Origin of the sequence: uncultured Microscilla sp. (genome assembly GCF_947493425.1) — a bacterium.
Lineage (GTDB): Bacteria > Bacteroidota > Bacteroidia > Cytophagales > Microscillaceae > Microscilla.
Genome location: NZ_CANLRP010000046.1, coordinates 12,769 through 30,945 on the forward strand (window position 1 = coordinate 12,769; position 18,177 = coordinate 30,945).

An 18,177-nucleotide genomic window follows, 5' to 3' on the forward strand; every position below is an offset into this window, starting at 1 on the left:
AGGTTCTCATCTGTTTTTTACCACACACATATGAAAAACCATTTATTTTTACTATGTCTCACAGTTTTTTGGGGAGGAGGGTGCCAATACTTTAGACCAGTGCAATATAAAATAGCCGTTGGGGATGAAACTGGCTCCTACTATAAAATAGGTACCCAACTTATTGCCGTATTGAATCATGGTGATGAAAAAACATTTGGGTTGGACACGCACGGGGAGGGCAGCACCAATAACTGTGAAAGAGTTTTGGTAGAAAGCGCTGATTTTGCTTTGGCACAGAATGATGTAGAAACAGATAGTCCTAATGACAACCTTAGAAGCGTATTACCATTGTACTCTGAAGTACTCTTTATTGTATACCATGATTCTATACACCCCAAAAGCTTGAAAGACTTGATAGTTGGACGTAAAATAGGGATAGGCTCCAAAACTGGTGGAACATTGACCTTTGCCAAACATTTATTTTCTTCCTACGGAATAGCTCCTGACACGTACAAATTTGTTTATTCTTCCAGCAAAGAAAATACACTCTCAGACAGTGTGTTGGTGAGTATTCATGTAACAGCACATAACAACCCCATTATCAAAGACATGCTTGTGAATAAGCAAGGTAAACTTTTTAGTTTGGATGATGAAGCTACAAGAAAGGGCTCTTCTGCTGAAGGATTTTGCATGGAGTACCCACTGGCACGCCCGTATGTAATTCCTAAAGAACTTTTTTTTAACCTGCCAAGGCAACCTGTTTTGACTATTGCTATTGATAATATATTATTTGCTGATGTGGCAATACCTAACCATGTGGTGTATGATGTGGTGGATAGAGTTTTGTCAAGCAAAGCTAAACTGGCAAAAGAAAATTCAGTATTTAGATACTTGAATGATGACTTTGAAGACTTGCTTACCAGGTTTCCTTTGCACCAGGGAGTAAAAAATTATTTACGACGCAATAAACCAGGTTTTTTTCAAAGAAACTCTAGCCTACTTAAGGGGGTTGCCAGCCTTTTGACAGCCATTTTGGGCATCTTTTCAATAGTAAAGCGGTGGCAAACAAGGAGAAAAAAGGCACGAATAGAAGAGTATTATAATGAATTAGCTGCATTTGATCAGGAAATTTTACAGCAAGAAAGCTTAGAATCGCTGATTGAAGTATCAAAAAAGGCTCGCCTGCTGAGAGACCAGGTGATTTATTTGGTAGGGCAAAACCAACTAGAGGCAAATCAAAGTCTACAGATATTTTTGTTGTTTTGGAGAGAGGTTAACGAGAATGTTCAGCACAAAACCAAACACCTCAAGGCTTTACAAAAATAATGATGTTTGCATATAGAAGCTAAGCCTGGCATTTACCGAAACAGCAGCAAATATTTTCCTTGATATGAATGGTGTCCATTTATTGTCTTCTTATTATTGAGGCAATGTACGAACTTAGAAGTATATTTAAAAACAATACGATTACACAAATGGCTAACTCATTTGAATGGCCATAGTTTTAACTGTTATCCGCCAAGAAAAAATGAATACTTTGGGAACCTATCTTGGCAAGGTTATTTAAGTCTTATGAATACAGAAACAACCTCATCAGAAGAAAAACGCACATTTTTTTGGTGTCGCATTTTGGGGCACCAATGGCAGGGCAACACGCTTGTCAGAACTTGTCGAAAATGTGGTAAAATTCAAAACTCCAGGTTTAGAACCAATACTTGGGTAGATGTTTAACCAACACCTATGTCTGCCTGTAAAGTAGATAAGTTTTATATTTTTCTAACCCAAAATCGAACATTTTATATCTTCCTTTCTACAAGCTAAGGCATACTAGCTTATATATCGAAACCATTCACAAAAAATGACCCCTTCAAGCTTTGTGTGGTTCTCTAAAATTACCCAAAAATATACAGGGTATTTGGTATAATATTGTTTGTACTACTTTGCAGCTTCAATTGACCAACTTCAAAAGCTCAGGAAAACTGTGAAGGTGTTATTTTGCCTTGCATCATCATATTGTCTTCCAATGCTTAAATACTACAGTAAAAACTTGCAGCAGCTATTGAGCAGGGATTAAGTAGTCATGCAGGATTTTTGCGCAGCGAGGGTAATCTTAAAAGCCTTTGCTGGGCGTCTGCTGCTTGGTGAGGTTTTTATCACTGATATGCTGCTGTGGATTCCTTAGCAGTTTTTTGTTACAAACAATTACACAAGTTATGCTTGCTATAAACAGGATATTCCCTGATTGTAACAATATGAAGTATTAAAGATTATATCCGTGGAGGAATGTTTTTGTTTGAAACGTAAACAAGAAATTTCTGTTTGCCCGCATCACACCTCCAATATTGGCTTTTGAATGAAGCATTTTGCATAAAATGTTCGATAAAAGCCGCCTGCTTATGGAGGAAAAAAAGTTTAATCGCCAAAAAGACATCAAATGTTCCTTGAGTGTCAAGCATGACAGTAGGGCAAGCAGTTCGTCCTGTCTAATACCCACTCATTGGAAACCAAAATATACGCTCAGGTTGCCTAATAAAGCCCCTAGGCCTCCCCCTCCCAAGCTTAGTCCTCTCATAGTCCTGCCCCCAACAAAACCTGTCCATTGTTTATCCTGCCAAAATTCCTCTCTAGGCATTTTTCGTCTTGCGTTTGTAAAATGGAGATGAAACAAAAAGCATAACATTGGGCTTGTCATTGGGCTGGACACTCCTTTTGATAAAAAAATCTTCTAGTTATTGGAAAATAACTAATGTAGAAAAGTTAAACTATTTGATAAAATCAAAAAATGAAAGAGCAACACCAAGCGATAAATTTAACTTCAAAAAATATCCTTTTTAAATATATTGTTTTTTTCGTAAAAAACATAATAAACAAACAAAGTAACCGAAAAAATGTAGCACAAAACCATAGGTATTTTATTGCCAAGGAGTGGAAGCAAACTCTACTAGCCTTTTTGGTAGTAGAATTACTCAATAAAAGAGCCGAAAGTGCCAGGGAATTGTATACGCTAAAAGCAGGTTCTTGGGAATTGTTTTTAATGGTATTTGCATTAAGCATGATGGTTTCTATTATTCACCACCTTAAACGCAAAATCAAGGAAAACAAAAAAGTTCATCAACAACAAAAAACGGATGTCATAGACTCAGAAAAAGAGAAAATTGATGCCTCATTAGAAGAAAAAGAGCTTACCCAACTACATAATGCAATTAATTTCAAAAATCAACAATTGTTATCTTATTCATTGCACATGATTCAAAAAAACCAGTCCCTGGCTGAGTTAAAAGAACTCGTAGCAGAACTAAAACAACAAGGTGATGTGGAGTATTTGCATAAACTACTGGCTAGAGTTAACAACTTAGCGGATTATGGGATTAGAATGGGCAAAGACTGGGATAATTTCCAGCTAATCTTTGAACAGTTTCATTCAAGCTTTCATGATACTCTTAAGAAAAAGTTTCCTGACCTTACAGCAAATGATCTACATTTATGTGTTTTGATAAGACTTGGAATGAACGTAGAAGACATGGCTAACTTGTTGGGCATAGCTCCCGAAAGTTTACGAAAGAAGAGATATAGGCTACGCCAAAAAATGAATATCGATTCTGTACAAAACTTGAGCGAATTCTTAAAAAATAACGAAGAGAAATAGACAATTTACTTTTTATTCTTTCAAATTAAAATTGTAGGTCTCAAGATTTGATAAATATGCTAATCTGTATTAATCAGACCTAGATTTCTTATATTTGTACAGCCTGCTTGCAAAAAATTTTAGCCCCCTATCATTCACTATGCCAATGTTTTAATAAACTTTAACAACAAGGCTAAAGTTGTTAAAAGTGCCTATATTAAATCAAAGAATTTAAAATTCAACCTACCTCGAATTTAATTCGAAAGGGTAGGCGAGACAATAACGGTACTTTAAAAAAGTTGAATAAAATACTCCTCAATGGTTGCTGTATAATTTTCTGGAAATCGTGTGGTAATTTAATTGAGGGGTAGTTTTTATGATTAAGTCTAATAACGACCTTACCAATACTCTGCCTATCTTTAGAATCTTTTTTTCCTTAACACTACGCTCCAAAATAGTGACATGTTCGCCCCTTAAATGGGGGGAGTTTGGGCATAGCCCTTAACAATAACCCCGATAAGAAATCGCATTGGCGTCAACTTAGCTTTTCAGTTGGAGAACTTAAGTCACTGATAAACAACACCTTAAATTAAAAATAAGCCCCTTTAAAGTTACTTGATTTTGATGTATTAGGAACACACGCGAGGACGCATGCGCCAGCCGTTCAAGTTCTTGCGGAGTTTTAAGCCAAGTATTTTAAATACTCAAAAGTTGCCTGCAAATGAATGTAAGCAATATTTCCAAGGTTTCCTTAACCCGTTTAGGTTGACGCCAATGCGATAAGAAATCGGGACTTTAAAGCGGTCTGGTTTGACTACAAATTTAACGATCAGAAAATAGCCAAATTAACTGCGTTGAACTCAGCATAGTAAAGCTGTAGTTTCGGTTATGCTGCTATTAACCTATTTTTCTCCTCGCCTAGCTTCAAGTTTTTTTTCTCAATATCGAACACTTATTTTGAAAATTGTCACTTAAACTATTTATCAGAAAAGTGTGCCAGTGTCTTTTTATTGTCTTGTTGCTTTTTTTTGTTTTTTGTAAAAAAGTAACAGCTTACCCTGAACTAATAGAAAGATGGTTATGGTACCTGTAATGATAGCAACAGAACCTATCAATAGTGATCCTTCCTGTACAATCATATTTGGGAATGTTTTCTTGTGGGAAACAAAGTTGTTAGATAAACACCTTTTTGATGTACCCAAAGGTTTAGATATGAAACTTATGCCTGTAGCCAAAACAAGCAATAAGGTTTTACTTACTTTAATCAATAAACAACTTTTTCTACGACGCAGTATTCAGCCAAACTTGATTTTGACTAATTATAGCATCATCGACTACCAATACTTTGAATGGAGAGTCATGCAACAATTTAACCCTCATGAACATATTATTGGAAGGATCTTAAGAGTAACCCAATGTAGTGTACCCATTGGGTAATAGGGCTTCGCTAGTTTTCTTAAATAATGTAGTTATACTAAGATTAAAGTGGTTACCTACGGTGAGCTCGTCACAGCAAGCTGCCCCGATGAACCGGGATTTATAAATAGGCTCGGTTTTAGGATTTACAGGATTAGCTGAAGCAGCGCTCAGCACAGCAAAACTGTAGCTTCGGTTGATTAATGTTGGTATTCAGGCAATTGGTCAACACCTGTCCCAAAAACCATTTTTGTTTAAGTATATTAAACACAATAATGCTCCCCCTGAGATGCCTATTGAGCCTCTAAGACCTAGCCTTCTCTTGTTTTTTAAGTACAAATCAACCCTGCTTGCTTAATATTCTCCTTTTGAGTTATAAGCATTTTTTTGTCAAATTGTTCTTCCCAAACAGGTGAGCTTGGCTCCTGTAGTTACCCTAAAGTGAAGAATGACTTAACCAAAAAACTGGTGCTTTATGCTAAGCCCTTGTTCAAGGCCAGTCGCTATTTTCCAGAAATTATATATAAACATAACCTGTTTTTGGTAGGCCAATATGTTTAACAAACTGATTCCAACTCTAGCTAATATTAGAAATTTTAAAAATTGTTATTTGGCACATTACTTACATAGTAATTTTTTATTTATAAACTGATTTTTTATGCTTTTTTAAACAAAAATGCTTTACTTGTATCAGCTTCACCTTTAAAACTTTTATTGAATAGTAAATTTTACTATAAATATTACTTTTTGTAAAAAAACTAATTTATTTCAAGAGAAATTGTCCATTGTTTCTTAGGAATGGTACCAAAATAAATACGCATTCTTAACCTCATCTTTTGAGGCTATACTTTGTTAAAAAATAGCCGAATAGCGCTGCTATTAGTCGGCCATCCCGCAAGCTCGCTCAATATCCACTGGATATTGCCGTGCCGCGTCTAGCAACAAAATATTTTAGCATTACTATAGAAATTTATTTTTACACCATTCCTTAGGAACGACGCAAAAATAAAGTTGTATAGTTTAAGGAAATATTTTTTGGTCAGGCGAGGTCAAAAAACGCGGCATAGCCATGGCAAGTTTTTTTAACGAAGCATGTCCAAAAAAGATGAGGTTAAGAATGTAAATTTATTTTGACACCGTTCCTTAGCATAAAAAAGTATTTGAGGATAGCAAATTCATACAATTAATATCAACCAAAACAAATGACATGCAAATAATGAAAAAACAACACTGGCTATTTACCCTACTATTGCTATTGGTAGTTTTTACCTGTTTTTACCAAGATGCTTTTATACAACCTGTCATTTTAAACTCTGCTCAACCAACTATTTCTTCTGAAAGAGCTATACCTACCCTATGTTTGGGCTTTTTTACTTTAATGTTTGGCATGTTTTTTTTTTCAAACAAGTCGTCACCCCTCCCTCAAACTTTTACCAATCCACAGGGTGGAAAAGGGGGAGTTGGTAGTCTCCAAAAAATGGATATGGAAGAACAACTTGCCCACAAAGAGCAAGAAGTGGCTTGGTTTGAAGAACGACTTGCTCAACAAGATAAGGTATTACAAGAAGTAAAAGTACTGGTAAATAAAACCAATAGGTGGCAAAACCTCACACAGATGCAAAACATTTGCTCAATGATTGAAAAAAAGGTAAACTACGAATTTGATATTGAAGAAGATTGGCTTAAGTTCAGAGTTATTTTCGAGCAATTGTATCCTAGTTTTTTTCCCAAACTTAAGAAAGAGTTTAAAGCGCTTACCAGCAGTGATTTATGCATTTGTGCCTTACTGAAGCTCAACCTAAATACAAAAGACATGGCTGACCTGCTAGGGATTACTGTAGATAGTGTGAAAAAAAGAAGATATCGGTTGCGTCAAAAATTAGGTTTGCAGCGAGAAACCAACTTGGTAGAATATATTATTAACTTTGTATAGCATACTTTTAGTCCTATTTTATTTTGCTGTTATCTTTTCTTTATTCACTACTTTAGCAGTGTGGATAAAGCATTACACAAAACAGCAAATCGTTATGCAAAATCGTTTTTTTATGCAAGCGGGAGAACATACTCCCTGTATTGATTTTAATTTAGAAACCATGACATTTAGGATAGAGGGAAGTTCTTTTGTTGAACTTCCCTCTGTTATTTATTCTAAAACCATCAATTGGCTGGAAGTTTTTTTAAAGTCCCCTCCTATATCTTCTCTACAACTTAACCTAAAACTAGCTTATTTTAATACAAACTTCCGCTATGTTCTCTTTGATATCTTTACTGTTTTATCCCAAAAACAAATCAAAGCCACCATCAATTGGCATATCATGCCTGATATAGCTGATTCAAAAGAAGACGGAGAGTTTTTTCATGAATGTTTTCCTGAGCTTGGGTTTCGGTTTATAGAAAGCAACACCATAGGATAAACCCAACACTCATAGTAGGGACTATTATTACGCAACAAACAAATTGGGTTGCTTTCTGGTTGTTTTCGCAGTCCATTTGGAGCAATGAGTCTTTTTATCAAATAAATAAGGTTTTATAACAGAAGAAGGCTATCTTGTTATAGCTGAAGAGAGTTAATAAAAACCTGCCCCTATCTTATGAGTATCCCCTCATCAAACTGGATATATGAAAAGCCTATTCAATCTGTTTGTTTTGCATCATCAATTTGCTAAGGAACAATGTTCAAAATAAGTGTCGAGATTGAGGGCATATACTCAAAACTGACTGAGGCACTTTTAGCCTTTGGCAGAGCGCAGTAAAGCTGCCCCGATGAACCGGGATTTATAAACAGCTATCGGTTTGCAGGCGTAAAAAAAGCTGGTAGTCCTGGCAGAACGAAGGCCAGGAAAGAGAACCGCAGAACGAAGTTCAAGCTCTGCAAAGCTAATATGTTCTAAATCGGACAGCTTCAAAGTCCCGATTTATTATCGCATTGGCGTCAACTTAATTTTTCAATCGAAGCCTCTAAAGCTACTTGATCTTGATGTGTTAGGAACACACGCAGGACGCGTGCGCCAGCCGTGAAAGCCTTTGAGAAGCTTTAAACAAAGTATTTTAAATACTCAAAAGTTATCTAACAGTGAGTGTAAGCAATATTTACAGGGTTTCCTTAACACCCTTAGGTTGACGCCAATGCGATTTCTTATCGGGTGATTGTTGAGGGCTATACCCGAAATCACGTTTACGGGGTGATCACATTCCTAAGGAGATTTCAAAACTAAATAAATTGAAGCACCTGGATTTAAGGGGGAATTCTATATCTGACAAGGAGAAAAGAAAAATTATGAAATGGTTGCCACAATGCAACATACTTTTTTAGAATGCTCTATACACATCCCTTGGGTACTTGCCCCTCCTGTATTTAAAGGTGCTGCTCTTTGCAGAAAAAGGCAAAAGTAGAACTCAGGTGAAGTATTCAAAAAAGAAAGATGATACCTCTTTCAAACTATGAAGAATTTTCCAACTTAATAACGAAAAAAGACTCCCCTACATACCAAAGTAGGTTTGAGTTTGTTTTAGCCCAACAAATACATCACTACTTTTAAAGTGGACACACGCCAAAACACAAACTATGAAGAATTTTCCAACTGAAAAGTAAAAAACAGCTTCCACTGCTCACCAAAGTAAGTTTGAGCTTATTTCAACCCAACAAATACATCACTACTTTTAAAGTAGATATACATCAAAACATAAATTATGAAGAATTTTCCAACCGAAAAGCAGAAAACAGCCTTTATTGTCTACCACAGTAAGCTTAGGTTTACATTTGACCAACATTTCATCACAGCTTTTAAGGTGGACATTTGCCAAAACACAAACTATGAAGAATTTTCCAACTGAAAAGCAGAAAACAGCCTTTGCTATACACAGGAATAAGTCTAAGTTTATTTTAGCCCAACAAACGCCACAAATACATAACACGTCACAACCACTTCTAAAGTGGACATTCACCTCAAACACAATCTACATCAAAAAATCACAACAACCTTATAATCAATTATTTATACGCAAGCATTAAAGTAAACATTCAATCCAAAAGATAAACTATGAAGAATTTTCCAATCATACATATCATTACTGACAACCAAATAGTTATAAATAGTTATTAAAGCATATATTCAAGCATCGGCTATGAAAAACTTTCTATTTGAGCCTCCTTTTCTTGACATGCTTACCAAACAATGGCAGACAAATACAGCATTTTTAAATCATCTTTGGCAAGACAAACCCAAGTACACCCACAAATTAAACTATGAAGGATTTTCTATTTTCTAATAAAAAAAGTGACCCACATACGCAAATAGCCCACTACCGAATTGGTTGTGGGCTATTTATAGAAAATATTTCATAGTTTTTAAATCTCCAAAAACGGGTAGCTTCTCTTGAGTATCGTGATGGTATATCCTCCTATGTTTCCTTTGATTTGTTTGTTGGTACGTGCCAGCTGTATTTGATACAACAACATGTTAATCATCTCGGTATCAATGCCATCTACTACAGCTTTGGCTTGATGAATACTTAGACTACACTCTTCTACCAGCCTGATAAAAACAGGGTTTTGCTGATATTCTTTCAGGAATTTAGGTGAGTCGACCGAAATAATGTTGAATTTATACCCTACTACTTTTCTCCCACTTTTTTTCTCCTCTATCTCAAAACGCAATTCAGTTACATCTTCTATCTCTTCTTTGGCTTTGCCCAAAATATGCTTTTTGAGGCTTCCTGCCGTATATTTCTTTACTTCAATCTGCCCATCTTCACCCACTTTGCTGGCAAAAATATTGAGCAACTCATCAATAGAAGCATAGTACCAGCCAGTGTCCTGAAAAGCACACAAAATCATGTACAACCGTTTAGAGTGCCTCCCTTTAAGCTGCAGCAAATTTTTTAGCTGAAACTTGTTGTAGTGCTTTTTTAAATTAATGTAAAACTGTCGCACATCAGGCGAAATGGTGGTTCTTATTTCTTGCTTGTTTTTGGGCTTTTTGATAGCACCAATCAGGTTTTCAACAATAAACTCGTATTCTTTGCCATCAGTAACGCTTACTACATCTTTTAGCACAATGGTCTGCTTTTTTAATTTTTCACAAACCTTCAGCAAGGTACCTTTCTTTTGGGTGCGGCCTGTTAAGAGTTCTAAATCCTTCAGATTAATCACATACTCTTTTAGGTCGTCATCGTCTTGTCTGATTTGAGATACCAACAAATAAAAGATGTTAATTTCCATCTCGCTTAGTAAAAACTTGTTCGACAGGGTCACCCTGGCATCTTGGGTAATGGAGCTCTTGTACTTCTCTAATAATTCCATATTATTCACTTATGATGGAAAATTCTTCACAATAACTATTAAAATTGCACTAGTGGTCAATTAAGTAAGGAAAATTCTTCATAGTTAAGTAGCCATCCAACTAAATAACTACACAACCATATTATTATTCATATAAAACACTTTAAACAAGTAATAAACTATGAAGAATTTTCCATATTTAGAACAGGTTTTAAAGTTATCCACATTACTTTAGCGAAAATTCTTCATAGTTTATGGAAAATTCTTCATACACCCAGATGGAAAATTCTTCATTTTTTTGGCATTTATACCTTATAAGGGTTAACTAGAGATTGTTAACTGTAGTTCATGTTTCGAATTATTCAAACTAGAGTTAACCCAATCTGTAGTTTCGAAAAATTTTGTGATTTTTTTAATTTTTTATTTCATCAAAAAAATATGCCCAATCAAAAAAGACTTGGGATTAACTGATGAAAATTTTCAGGGTGCAAAATAAAAAGCACCTTAAGTTGAATAAATACCAGTTTAAAAAGCTCATAAATAGCTATAAATTGAACGATCGTAATTGAATTGGATAGTTATATACAAAAAATAAAAAGTAGCGTGAGGAGGCTTATTTATATAATAATAAAGCATACGTTTTTGAGGCAGTTATTTTCTCAACCAACAGCTTATATTAAATCCTCTAAATATTGCGCTTAAAACACCTCCCTGTTACAATTTATATTAGACGTAAATTTAATATTTAAAGTGTTGATATACAACTAATTAACTACCTATTTATTGTTTTTTTTCAGTGCTCGTATCCTCCTTTAATATATGGCCTTCTCCTTTTGGCCAAAGCTTTAATAACTAGGATATTGATTCAGTGAAGCTTTAGCAATGTGTGCTTGTTTTTAACATTACTTTGCCATGTGGTTTTTTTGAAATTTCCGATAAATAACTTTGTCCAAAAGATATAGCTTTCATTTTTTATTGAAAATTTTGAAAGTAACCGCTTAACGGCACTCAAATTTGCTTCGGAAAGCCCTAAAAAACGGTGATTTTTGGGAAGTTCTTAAGTAGAAAACCCCTGAATTTAGACAAATTCAAGGAACTATAATCAATTGCTTAATTATACATTGGTGGCTATTCAAGCCTGAGCAGCATATATTGTAGTTTTACCCCCTCTCCTATTATTTGATGGATTGCCTGGCGTATAAACTGCACATAAGTGTTGCTTTCCAATTGTTCATACAAGTATTTTGATGGAACCAGAAAGGTCAAAGTATTGGTTTGGGTGTCAAATCCGCCAAAGTGTATTTGGTTTAAGACATATTTAGGGATGCTTTTCTCTTTTCTTTGGCGAGCCTGTACACGAAGAAAAGCCTTAAGTTTATTCCATTTTTGTCTAATTGACTCAGTCGCTTGGTTTAAAGCACGAATTTCCGTGTTTTTTATTTTTCCCAGGGTGTTCGTTTTGGGTGAGGCGTTCTTTTGTGTCTGCTGCTTTATTTTGTTAAGGTGCCACAGTTCCCAGGTTTCTTGAAAAAAAGAAACCCGTTCGTTTCCGTTTTTGAATATTTTTTGAAAAAATGAATCAAGACAAATTTCATCAAAAGGTGTTTTTCTTTGAAGGGCTTCAGCCTCGATGAGGCAATAATACTTAAACTCAGTCTGAATATGTTGAAAGTGTTCTGGGTGATATTGGTGTTTGGCTAATTTTTGATAAACTTCATGAAGATCAATATTGTTGACATCAGCCCTATTTTTGTGAACTGTGATGAGTTTGTGTACCATATCAGCAGCAAGTTGTTTCCATTCTTCCTGCAGCGTTTCGCTAGTTTCTGAATGTTCAAGAACCGTTTTTTGAGCTGTTTCGTTCTTGTTTTTTGTACATTTATAGGCAATATATTCAGCAATGCTAAGCTTGGTTCTGGTGTTTTGCTTGTGCTTTTCTTTATGGGTGTTTACCCAACAGGCGAAGCTTGAAAAAATGGTGTGTGTCCAATTTACCTGATAGTGAAAAAGCCCATACCCTTTTCTGAAATTGCCAGTAACTATATTTTTAAGTTGCCATTGTGCTTCTGTTGGTGGGGCAGCTCTTTTTACTTTGAGAACTCCTCTCTGGGTAAGTATTCTTACTACCCTGTCTTGTTCATCGGGTGTGAGGTGGGTATGTGCTTGAATCTCCTTTTTTGTTTCAAGCCAGGTACATTGGGTTTCTGGGGTATTGCCCCAGCCAAAACCCGCTCGAAAAAGCAAGTAGTTTAGAAAAGCCGATACCTTGTGGTCGCCAAACACACGGGCAAAGTCGACAAAAACAACTCCAGGGTCATAGTCAATTTTGCCTGCTACAGAAAAAGGTAATGTGTATTTTGCCTGGTTCATAGCGTATGTATCAACAGTGTATTAAAAGTACTATTTTTGGGTGATAACAAAACAGTTCAGAAACCAATTTTGCTAAAAGTCCATCTTTCTTATAGATTCGATTTTGGGTGTTTCCTATAGATTAAAAAGGTTGATAGCAATCTCTTTTTACCTTTGAGGTAAGTTACATACAAAAATTAGCGAAGTAAAAAAGCTCAATTTCTTAGAAAATATAACTTATATCTTACACCTGGCAGCAAACATAAACAAAAAAATAACAATCGCACAAAAAGCGATTTATTTTTTTTCCTTTTCCGAGTCTGCTAAATTCATAAGCATTTTGCTTACCTTCCCATTGATATTGATGTTAAACTTATATTTAAGCAAAATCTCCTCCTTCTTCTTCTCCCCCACTGGCTTATTTTTCTTGTATTTATAGATTACATCAGGCAAGCCTTTCTCTATTTGTGCTCCCTTTGTTTTTACTTTACTTGGGTAATATTCATGGACAAAATAGTGGAAAGCTTGATTCACATTACTAAATACTTTGAGCCCTTTTTCTTCTTGCTCTTGCAACAATTCAGCATATACTTGGTGAATGGCACCTTCTCGCTGTTGTTCGGTTAGGTCGTCAATTGATCCGTATTTTTGAATAATTTTCCGGGTAACTTCCTGCATTAAGTGGGTAAACTCCTGTTTTTCTTCTTCAGCCATCATAAATGTAAATTTAGCCTGTTTTGGCGGTTTTTTTTTGCTAATGGTTGATTTATGAAACTTACCTGTCTTGTTTTCTTTTGTTTTTAAGTGTTTTTCTCCCATCATCATAAAACCCATTGATGTGCAATAATAACAAAAAACCAGATTTTTGTGGGGGCTTTGTGGAGAGGAAGTATTTTTTACGAAGGTAGATTGTTTATCAATCTGATCGAAAAATCCCTAAGCATCCGTCGGTGCTTAGGGGTGTCAGTATTTTTGTTCTTGGGGGTGGGTTATAGAATCAACATCTTGTCATCAATCAAGCCTTGTACAATCATTTTACTTTTGATTTTAGCCACCGTTTTATCAGTTACTTTCCCTTCTAATACCTCTTTGGCAAGGTAGCGGTTGGAGGCTTTTTTGGGGGTGCCTTCTTCTTTTCTCTTTCTGTAAAAGTCTTTGAGGAGGACAATCTGTTCTGCATATTTTTCCAAAAATGCGTTGGTGCTCTCCTTTTCTCTGATGGGCAACGAAGAGGCAGCGTGTGGTTTTGCCTTGGTAGCCACTTGTGCTTCATTAGTTTTTGTCGAGGCAGAGGCAAACTTGGCCGTGTGTTGTTTTTTACTACCTTGTTTAGACGCCGTTGGTCTTAAACTAATGCCTCCAAAAGCCTCTTGTTCTTTGCTTACTTGTTCTTTAGGCGATTTTTGTTTAGCAACGGGGGCTGGAGTTTCGTGATGCATAAAGTAGGCTTCTATGCCCTTTGCTACAGCCTGAGCGATTACTTCCCCTTCGATGGCTGGAGCTGCAGAGGGTCGTGTCAACCCTTGAGTGTGTGATGGGTTGCCTGCTGCATTGCCAACGTAAGGAGCTGAAGCCACCTGTGTAGTTTCAATTCCATAAGAGGGTTTGCCTTTTTCCCTGTCCCAAAAAGCCCTTGAGATCATCAGTTTTATTTCATCCTCATAATCTACTACTTTAGGATCTCTCAACAGGCGATCCATTAGTTTTCTTTCCTTGTTGGTTTTGTATGGAAAGTGGATTAAAAACCACAAACATAACAACAATAGGAATTCATTGATGCCACTTATAAAAACCAAAAACAGGGTATTGGTTTTGGTCTTTTCTTCGGCTTTGTTAGTTGCTTTAGAGTTTTTTGCTGCTGCTGCTTGCAGCTTATGCCCTTTATTTTCTTTTACTCCGTCTATTGCCTTGATTCTAGCATCTTCTAGTTTGCTTATTTGTTTATTATAGCGGCCAATGTCTCTTCTCCTGGTAAGGTGGTCTTGGCTCAACACATACGAAAACTTACCATTAAAGTAGTTTGCTTGATTGTTTCTGTCGTTATTTATACTTTTTTCCAGTTTGCTTATCTGGTTTTTTTTATCACGAATCAACTGCTCATAATAGTTGCTGGTGGAGTCTCGTTTAAAATCGTAGCTGCTTTCCAGTTTGTTTTGGTCAATGAGTGTAGGCTTTACTGCGTTTTCGTTATTGTTGTATTCTTCTACCCCTTTGACAGAAATAAAAATAGAAAGTGTAACAAAAAACATGTTCAATAGAATAAACAACCAGTTCCAGGCATTGCTTAGGTATTTTTTTGTGCCGTATTGGTAAAACTTTTTGAGGTTGCTGGGAAACAAAAGATGTTTGATTACTTCGATGCCTCCAAGTACAAATACAGCAAACACAGCAGCAATGGCTTGTGGCATGATGGCGTTGAGTCCTGTAAAGATCAGGTAAAATCCTGCAATGGCACTGATAAGAGAGAATACGAACCTTACCCAATTTGAAAACCGATAAACAGAATAATACTCTTCATAATAGGTTTTTTGGGCAAAGTCTTCTTGAAACTTCTCCTCGTCTCGGCGTTGACGGTCTTTTTTTGCCAACACATCTAATATTGGCTCTCCGTCCTTCACTTTTTGATGATTGACCATGGCGAATAAATGATTTAAAACGGTTTAGCGAACAAGCTTTGTTCGATTTATGGAACAAAAAACTGAATAATAGCTGTATATTTGAGTAAAACACAGCTTGTGAAGGCAATTATACGTAATAACGGAATAAATAAAAAGAAAAATTCGAAATTATGAACAAAGAAGGTTCGGGAAATGGAACAGGAAAGCAAAAAAAGACGCCAAATATGACTGGTGCTCTAAATTTTCTTGGAGAAAGGTATCATGAGTTATTGTCAGCGGTAAAAGCCAGCATGAAAGAAAAGAAAATTACTTATGATGACATTGCAGAAAAGTTGGGCATACCCAAAAGTACACTTTCTGGAATGATGAACGGCACCAAACCAAACGCAGTAAATCTTTTGGCGGTATCGGTGCTTTTGGAGGTAGATTTTAATAGAATTCTTTACCCTGATAAAACTTTTGATTCTACCCTTACCCCTCCTGATATGGCAGAGGCTATGCGTGACATGGTCAACGAACTAAGTGCCATGAAAGACCAGCTGAACAATAATACACAAGCACTTAAGCACCTGTATGCCCAGCAAAACGAGTTAAGAACATCAGACGAGCCTTCAGCGATCTATAACCTTAAGCCAAAAAATGACGCGAAGGATGACACCAAGGGTGAATAAATAGCACAAGTTCTTCAATGGTTATTGACTGAGGCGCAGGTATCTCCGTTGAAGTCAATGACCACCCCACCCTGGGTGGCAGCAATTCATTTTTCCGCACTTTTGTTTCAGCTACTGAACTTATCTTTAGGCATTAATTTTCGGCGCTTCCGTGTTTGCTCATTCATTTTTCCGCACTTTTGTTTCAGCTACTGAACTTATCTTTAGGCATTAACCCTCTGGGCTTCCATGTTTGCTCATTCATTTTTCCGCACTTTTGTTCCAAACATCGAATTTGTGCTTGCCAATCTGCCCTCTTTATGGTGGTTTTGCTGCCTCCTCTCCTGCTATAGTTTTAAAAAATTCAGACTTGTGGTGGTTGAGTTGGGTGTTGTCATGGTTGCTTGCCCTCTTGCTGCTCTATCAATATATATGTGATTGCTGGCGATACTTTAGCCTTTTGTTCGTGATTTGGAACATATCTCAATCATCATAAATTCTATTATTCGGAACAGCTTATTCATTATCCTGAACAAGCGTAGAGTGTTTGAGTATGCGATGCTTCGAACTATTTGTTCATGGTATGGAACAAATACCTGAATTCCGAGCTCCGCATTTATCCATCATCCGAACTTTACTAAAATTCATTATTCGGAACTCGCTTAAATATAAAAAGCTATTTGAATGAGTTTAAACAGAATTTACGCATTCGGAAGCGCGGAATTTAGGGCTACATTCCGCGTTTTAGGTGGTGCAATATTCGGAATATTAGGCTGTGTATGTTCTGTATTCGTTAGTTCGTAAAAACGATATACGATCTGTAATTCCGAACCCGTTGTCTGAGAAAGCATCCATTATTACGAACGGAAGGATTCGTAAATGCGGAATTTTGGTCAATATTCCGTAGATGATGCTGTTCGTAAATTCGAAATTCATTAATGCGGAATTCGGGACATTGGTTCGTAAATACAGAACAAGCAGGGAAGTTGGGCACAAAGGGCAAGTCTAATATTCAATGAAAAGCATAAGAGCCAGGCAATATTTTTTGGATAAGAAGCTATCAGTTGGAATGAATACCTTGAAGGAGACAAGAGAGCAGATGAGCCAATAAATAGGTAATAGAGCAAGAGACTTTATGTGGTCAATCAACGCAATATGTGAGGAGAAGGAGGGGTGTTTATCTTTGCTCATTTAAATGATCATTGCCAATTTTAATGTTTTTGTAAAGCGTAATTTTTAAAATATTGTATGAATTTAAGTATTTTATGCTGAGTTTTTTGTGAAATATTAAATTGTATTTAAAGCATGTTTTCACTGAATTTTTGGCACAAGGGTACAAAAAGTAGGTTTGAAGTAAGTGATTTATTGTATTGGAATATAGTTTTAAGACAGTTTTGGGAAGAGGTTATCTTACTGTCTATAGAGGAAATATAAATAGTAAATGATAACTTTGATGCTATATTTGAAGTGAACCATAAAATAAGCGCAATAATGGCAAAAACAAGAATCATAGCAGCGGTAAACAATAAGGGTGGGGTTGGAAAAACCACTACTACGCTGAACCTTGGCAAAGCGCTTTCTTTGCAGAAAAGAAAGGTATTGATTGTAGATTTTGACCCACAGGCAAATTTGTCTAATTGGGTGCCTGATGAGCAAAGGAAAGCCATTCATGACATATCACATACTTTGTCGGGGCAAAAACAAGAGATTCCTATTGCAACCATTAGTAAGAACTTTGATATCATACCAGCATCACGCAACTTATTAAATATTGAGGCTGAACTGTCGTCAGATAAAAATGTGAACGGGTATTTTAGGTTGGATGAGGTATTAAAAAACGTATATGATGATTACGATTATGTACTCATTGATTGCCGCCCAAACCTGGGAATACTGACTTTGAATGCTATGATGGCAGCCACTGATTTGCTCATTATTGTGAGTTCTACTGAGTTGGCAAGTCATGCTGTAGATAACGTGATTGACCTGAAAAACGAGGTCAGCGAAAGGTTAAACCCTCAACTACAGGTGTTGGGCATGCTTGTGACAATGTATGATGGTAGAAAGACCATCAACAAGCTGAAGTTGGAGGAGTTGCAAGAAACTTACGAAGATTTTGTTTTAAAGTCTATTATTCGAAACCGGGTCGTTTTTGATGAATCGTCTTATGCCCAACAAGATGTATTTGAATATGATAAAAATTCGGATGGTGCCAAGGATTACGCAAAATTAGCCAAGGAAATTTTAAAGAAATAA

General features: G+C 36.1%; 11 protein-coding genes. 7 read left to right on the forward strand and 4 right to left on the reverse strand.

Annotation, left to right across the window (positions count from 1 at the left end):
• Positions 1-30: 30 nt before the first annotated feature.
• The 5 genes from Q0954_RS13910 (at position 31) to Q0954_RS13930 (ending at position 7,437) form a co-directional block, all read left to right on the forward strand.
• On the forward strand, positions 31-1,308 hold the full coding sequence (locus tag Q0954_RS13910) for a TAXI family TRAP transporter solute-binding subunit (RefSeq protein WP_299457818.1): 1,278 nt from the start codon (positions 31-33) through the stop codon (positions 1,306-1,308).
• 246 nt (positions 1,309-1,554) lie between these two features.
• Complete coding sequence (locus Q0954_RS13915) at positions 1,555-1,713, forward strand: hypothetical protein (protein ID WP_299457821.1); 159 nt, start codon at positions 1,555-1,557, stop codon at positions 1,711-1,713.
• 1,051 nt (positions 1,714-2,764) lie between these two features.
• On the forward strand, positions 2,765-3,628 hold the full coding sequence (locus tag Q0954_RS13920; RefSeq protein ID WP_299457824.1) for a hypothetical protein: 864 nt from the start codon (positions 2,765-2,767) through the stop codon (positions 3,626-3,628).
• Positions 3,629-6,239: 2,611 nt separating this feature from the next.
• On the forward strand, positions 6,240-6,956 hold the full coding sequence (locus tag Q0954_RS13925; protein WP_299457827.1) for a hypothetical protein: 717 nt from the start codon (positions 6,240-6,242) through the stop codon (positions 6,954-6,956).
• A gap of 94 nt (positions 6,957-7,050) precedes the next feature.
• Positions 7,051-7,437, forward strand: coding sequence for a DUF1987 domain-containing protein (locus Q0954_RS13930; RefSeq protein WP_299457830.1), 387 nt, complete (start codon positions 7,051-7,053; stop codon positions 7,435-7,437).
• Between the two features lie 1,934 nt (positions 7,438-9,371).
• On the opposite strand, the gene Q0954_RS13935 is transcribed toward Q0954_RS13930, so the two are convergent.
• From Q0954_RS13935 to Q0954_RS13950, 4 genes are all read right to left on the reverse strand, one after another.
• A complete protein-coding gene (locus Q0954_RS13935; protein WP_299457833.1) occupies positions 9,372-10,325 on the reverse strand; it encodes a replication initiation protein in 954 nt (317 codons plus the stop codon).
• 1,107 nt (positions 10,326-11,432) lie between these two features.
• Positions 11,433-12,674, reverse strand: a complete 1,242-nt coding sequence (locus Q0954_RS13940; protein WP_299457836.1) for a hypothetical protein — start codon at positions 12,672-12,674, stop codon at positions 11,433-11,435.
• Positions 12,675-12,950: 276 nt separating this feature from the next.
• The gene (locus Q0954_RS13945; protein ID WP_299457839.1) at positions 12,951-13,478 is read right to left on the reverse strand and encodes a hypothetical protein; all 528 of its coding nucleotides are present in this window, start codon (positions 13,476-13,478) and stop codon (positions 12,951-12,953) included.
• Positions 13,479-13,642: 164 nt separating this feature from the next.
• Positions 13,643-15,289 (reverse strand): hypothetical protein, encoded by a 1,647-nt coding sequence (locus Q0954_RS13950; RefSeq protein WP_299457842.1) that lies wholly within the window; start codon positions 15,287-15,289, stop codon positions 13,643-13,645.
• A gap of 152 nt (positions 15,290-15,441) precedes the next feature.
• Here Q0954_RS13950 and Q0954_RS13955 point away from each other — a divergent pair, with 152 nt between their 5' ends.
• Both Q0954_RS13955 and Q0954_RS13960 read left to right on the forward strand, forming a co-directional pair.
• On the forward strand, positions 15,442-15,942 hold the full coding sequence (locus Q0954_RS13955) for a helix-turn-helix transcriptional regulator (protein ID WP_299457845.1): 501 nt from the start codon (positions 15,442-15,444) through the stop codon (positions 15,940-15,942).
• Between the two features lie 1,470 nt (positions 15,943-17,412).
• A complete protein-coding gene (locus tag Q0954_RS13960) occupies positions 17,413-18,177 on the forward strand; it encodes a ParA family protein (RefSeq protein ID WP_299457848.1) in 765 nt (254 codons plus the stop codon).